The 4,519-nt window shown below is 59.8% G+C and carries 6 protein-coding genes; 2 read left to right on the forward strand and 4 right to left on the reverse strand.

The genetic code is table 11. The features are described 5' to 3' along the window. The first annotated feature begins 69 nt into the window (after positions 1-69). A complete protein-coding gene (locus ACXRVY_RS17900) occupies positions 70-957 on the forward strand; it encodes a DMT family transporter (protein ID WP_458237894.1) in 888 nt (295 codons plus the stop codon). 95 nt (positions 958-1,052) lie between these two features. On the opposite strand, the gene ACXRVY_RS17905 is transcribed toward ACXRVY_RS17900, so the two are convergent. The 3 genes from ACXRVY_RS17905 to ACXRVY_RS17915 form a co-directional block, all read right to left on the reverse strand. Next, positions 1,053-1,943: an esterase/lipase family protein gene (locus ACXRVY_RS17905; protein ID WP_223462562.1), complete on the reverse strand. Its 891-nt coding sequence runs from the start codon at positions 1,941-1,943 to the stop codon at positions 1,053-1,055. Between the two features lie 96 nt (positions 1,944-2,039). Beyond that, the gene (locus tag ACXRVY_RS17910) at positions 2,040-2,345 is read right to left on the reverse strand and encodes a DMT family transporter (protein ID WP_223462561.1); all 306 of its coding nucleotides are present in this window, start codon (positions 2,343-2,345) and stop codon (positions 2,040-2,042) included. Then, on the reverse strand, positions 2,346-2,984 hold the full coding sequence (locus ACXRVY_RS17915) for an FMN-dependent NADH-azoreductase (RefSeq protein ID WP_223462560.1): 639 nt from the start codon (positions 2,982-2,984) through the stop codon (positions 2,346-2,348). It abuts the gene before it with no gap. Between the two features lie 109 nt (positions 2,985-3,093). On the opposite strand from ACXRVY_RS17915, the gene ACXRVY_RS17920 reads away from it, so the two are divergent. Next, positions 3,094-4,008 (forward strand): LysR substrate-binding domain-containing protein, encoded by a 915-nt coding sequence (locus ACXRVY_RS17920; RefSeq protein ID WP_223462559.1) that lies wholly within the window; start codon positions 3,094-3,096, stop codon positions 4,006-4,008. Positions 4,009-4,084: 76 nt separating this feature from the next. On the opposite strand, the gene ACXRVY_RS17925 is transcribed toward ACXRVY_RS17920, so the two are convergent. Then, a partial coding sequence (locus ACXRVY_RS17925; protein ID WP_458237895.1) for a hypothetical protein occupies positions 4,085-4,519 on the reverse strand: 435 nt, incomplete at its 5' end.

Consider the following 4,519-nt stretch of genomic DNA (forward strand, 5'->3'; position numbering starts at 1 on the left):
GGATCGAAGTATAGGCTTGCATCCAGACAAGTGGATAATTGCCCCTCATTAACGTTCTGGTTTTTCCCGATGCAATACGCTTATCCCCTGCTGGCCATTTTTATCTGGGCCGGCAACACCGTGATCACCAAAATGTCTGCCGGGGCGATCTACCCCGCCGAGATCGGTTTCTACCGCTGGCTGCTGGCCGGGTTGCTGTTCACGCCCTTCATGCTCAAACCGGTGCTCGCCCATTGGCCACTCATCCGTCCGAAACTGGGCAAGATCTTTGTCCTCGGTGTACTGGGCATGGCCGTTTATCAAAGCCTGGCGTACTTCGCCGCGAGCCTGACCTCGGCCACCAACATGGGCATCATCCTGTCGCTGATGCCGCTGATGTCGCTCGCCATGGCGATCATCAGCCTCGGCCAGCGCCTGACCATGGGTGCCCTGGCCGGTGCGGTACTGTCATTCGCCGGTGTCCTGGTGGTGGTGTCGTCCGGCAGCCTTGGCGCGTTGCTGGAACACGGGGTCAACCTGGGCGACGCGATGATGCTGATCGCCACCCTGGCCTACGCGGTCTACAGCACCCTGCTGAAAAAATGGCAGCTGAAGCTGCCGCCACTGGTGCTCCTGTATTTGCAGGTGCTGGTGGCCGTGTTGGTGCTGTTTCCGCTGKTCCTCGCCTCATCGAAAGTCGGCCCGACCCTGCAGAACATTCCGCTGGTGCTGTACGCCTGTCTGCTGGCTTCGATGGTCGCGCCGCTGGCATGGATGCAGGCCGTGGTGCGTCTGGGGCCGAGCCGGACCACGCAGTTTTTCAATTTGCTGCCGCTGATTACCGCCTTGATTGCGGCGGTGGTGCTGCATGAGCAACTGGCGATGTATCACCTGGTGGGCGGGGTGCTGACCTTGGGTGGGGTGATTGTTTCCGAGCGTTGGACGACGGTGTTGGGTCGTAAGGTCGGCGTTGCCTGATCCGGCGTCTTCGCGAGCAAGCTTGCACACAGTTTTTGTGAGCAACACAAATCACTGTGGGAGCGTGGCTTGCCCGCGATGAACGATAACGCGGACTAAAGCCCTGCCGCATTCAGCCGCGCCGCATGCTCGACAAACAACCGGATCGGTTCGGCCCCCTTGCCCACCAGCCCCAGCGACTGGTTGACGATATCGAAGTGATCCAGCGGATACTCATCGCCAATCACCGTCCCCAGGTGCGAGCTGTAGCGCCCGACCATGCCGTCGCAATGCCCGGCTTCGCGGATGAAGGTTTTGGCGAACAACCGGCAACTGCGGTTGGTGCCATCCAGCAGATTGCGCCCGCGATCGGTAATACCCGGCTGCAAGGTGCCGGACCAGGAGTAATAGCGCACGCCGTTGACCTCTTCCGGCCCGTGACCGCCCCAGGTTTCGGGCAAGCCCTGTGGATAATGCTGGTTGAACAGCGTGACGCCAGCACTGGTGAGGGAGTGATGGGACGCATGGATGTCCACCGGCAGCTTCGGCCCGCGGTAACCGGTATCCAGCACAGCCATCAGCGCGCCGACCATCCTCAGTAAAAAGCACAGCAGACGACCACGGACGCTGTCATGGGGATAATGCTTGTGCAGGTAATCGGCGAGCTCCGAACCGTGATTCGGCCCCGCCACCGAAGTGACCGAGGCGATCAGGTCCGGACGCTTGGCCGCCGCATAACGGGCAGTCAGCGAACCCTGGCTATGACCGATCAGGTTGACCTTGTCGGCCCCGGTTTCCCGCAAAATGTCCTCGATCCGTACCAGCAATTGCTCGCCGCGCACTTCGTTCGAATTAAGCGGCGAGACCTGCACCGCGAACACCACCGCACCACCCCGGCGCAACGCCTCGACGATCCCGTACCAGTAGGGATAAAGCACCAGGCGGATGAACCCGAGCATTCCCGGGACCAACACCAACGGGTAGCGCGGGGCAGAACCTTGCGACATGGGCGGACATCCTGGTGGTCGGGCGGTGACGCAAGGCGGGATGAAAGACATCCACCAAGCATCGCCAGCGAAGATGACAAGTCTATGTCATCCGCCCTACTTCAACCCCACCACGCCCGCCACGATCAGCCCGACCGAGACCAGCTTGATCACGGTCAGGCTTTCGCCCAGCAGCGCGAAACCGAGAAACACCGTGCCCAGCGAACCTATGGCCGTCCAGATCGGGTACGCGATGCTCACCGGCAACTCGCGCATGGCCAGGGTCAGGAAGTAGATCCCGCCCACAGCCGCCACCACCGTGATCAGCGAAGGCCAGGGCCGGGTGAAGCCCTCGGCGTACTTCATGCCCATGGCGAAGGTGACTTCGAACCCGGCGGCGACCAGCAGAAACAGCCAGGCCATCTAGAACTCCCCGGCCAGCGCCAGCAAGCGCTGCTCGGCCTCGGCCACTGACACCGCGAAGGTGCGTTCGGCGGATTCCTCGCCCTCGGCCGCCACCACCGTGACGTCGTTGATGCCGATGAAACCCAACGCCGTGCGCAGCCATGGATCAGCGTGGTTAAGCGCTTCAAGCTCGCCACCCGGGCCGAAACCGAAACCGCCGCGACTGGTGACGATCAGCGCTTTCTTGCCCTGCAACAGCGGCGTGTATTGGGCGATGCCATTGTCCAGCGTGTGATCGAATGTCAGGCCCAGCCGCACAATCTGATCGACCCAGGCCTTGAGGCCGCTGGGCACGTTGAAGTTGTACATCGGCGTAGAGATCAGCAGCAGGTCGTGATCGAACAACTCGTTGACCAGTTGATCGCTGAGCGCCAGATCCGCCTGCATCGACAGCGGCCGCGTTTCGGGTTCCGGGTAAAACGCCGCCGCAACGAACGCTTCGTTGACCGCCGGGATCATCGCCCGGCCGACTTCGCGACGAGTGACCTGAGCCAGCGGGTGGCGAACTTGCCAGGCGCTGAGAAAACTTTCAGCCAGGCGACGCGAATGGGAACGGTCACCCCGTGGACTGGCGTGTATCGCAAGAATTTTACTCATCTGTACTTCCTCCGGACTAGAATCAAACGGCTTGTTGCTTGCAGCTTGAAGCTCGCAGCTGTCCATCTTCAAATGAGCAAAAATCAGTCAGGATGAGTTTATTTCATCTGTGGAGATTTCAATGTTTGCCTCGCTGCCCTTGACCGCCCTGCGCGCCTTCGAATCCGCCTCACGCCTGTTGAGCTTCAAGGCTGCCGCCGAAGAACTGTCAGTCACCCCGACGGCGGTGTCCCATCAGATCCGCTCTCTGGAGACCTGGCTTGGTGTGCCGCTGTTCGAGCGCCTGCCACGCCAGGTGCGCCTGACCGAATGCGGTAAACGGCTGTTCCAGAGTCTGCACGGGGCTTTTCTGGAAGTGGCGCAAAGTGTCGATACCCTGCGCCCGCAACGCAGTGGCGCCAGCCTGACGGTCTCCACCACCGCCGCCTTCGCTGCCCTGTGGCTGGTGCCGCGGTTGGGACGCTTCTACGCTCGGCACCCGAACATCAATGTGCGCCTCGATACCCACTGCGAAGTCATCGATCTGCATCAGGACGCCAGTGTCGATCTGGTGCTGCGCTATAGCCTTGATGATTACCCCAACCTGTACGGCCAGTGCCTGTTCGATGAGTCCTTCGGTGTCTACGGCTCGCCCGAACAAGTGGCCCTGGCGTTGAGTCGTGCCCCGACGCTGATCAGCGTGCGCTGGCACAACTCAAAGCTTTATGCCCACGGCTGGGAAGCCTGGTGCGCTCGCTCAGGCGAAACCTGGCTGAGCGGCCGGCCAGCGGTGCGCGAATACGACGAAGAGCACTACGCCCTGCAAGCAGCGATTGCCGGGCAAGGTCTGGTGTTGGCAAGCAATATTCTGGTGTCGGAAAGCGTGGCCAGTGGTCTGTTGTTGCCGTACCGGGGGGAAATCCAGGTCGATGGCGCCGGCTACAGCGCGCTGTGCGTGCCAGGACGCGAACGTCATCCACCGGTCCGGGCGTTTTTTGCATGGCTAGAGGAGGAGGCGCGGATTTCGGGCCATGCCTTGCGCTGAGTCCGCGTCTTGGGTATTGGCTACAAAACCGGGTAAAGCCCACGCCCCCTTGAACCGTCGTATAGATCCAATTCGATCAACCAATGCGTCCTGGGCAGAGTTCAAGAACCAGTTTGTCTCTTGAGTCAGGGAGTTGGTCGATTATTTTTTCTCGCATTCGACTTCTTTCAAAACTCGCCTGATCCAGCAGTTGCTTCGCAAAATCGAAACTGATTTCACCCACGATATGCTCGCCGGAAAAACACTGATTCAAAAAATCGACTTCAACATCTTCGGTGGTGCTGAAGCAGACAAATACYGAATAAAGAACAGGGCCTACCCCTAAAATCCCCATCTGCAGGGCAACAGTCGAAAAATCGGAGTCATCCGGTGTCTTTACAGTGGCCACGGTATATTCTCGCAACGCCAGGCTAATTTTATCACCAACGAAAAAATGCTCAACACAGTTTATCAATTGCTTAAACTTCTCGGCCTGATTCGTGCCAAAAATAGAAAGCATCTGGCTTACAAC

This window comes from Pseudomonas sp. P5_A2_2, assembly GCF_054177685.1.

Coding starts and splice junctions, on each gene's coding strand:
- ACXRVY_RS17915 (WP_223462560.1), bottom strand. CDS start 2,984: ATGAGTAAAATTCTTGCGATACACGCCAGTCCACGGGGTGACCGTTCC.
- ACXRVY_RS17910 (WP_223462561.1), bottom strand. CDS start 2,345: ATGGCCTGGCTGTTTCTGCTGGTCGCCGCCGGGTTCGAAGTCACCTTC.
- ACXRVY_RS17905 (WP_223462562.1), bottom strand. CDS start 1,943: ATGTCGCAAGGTTCTGCCCCGCGCTACCCGTTGGTGTTGGTCCCGGGA.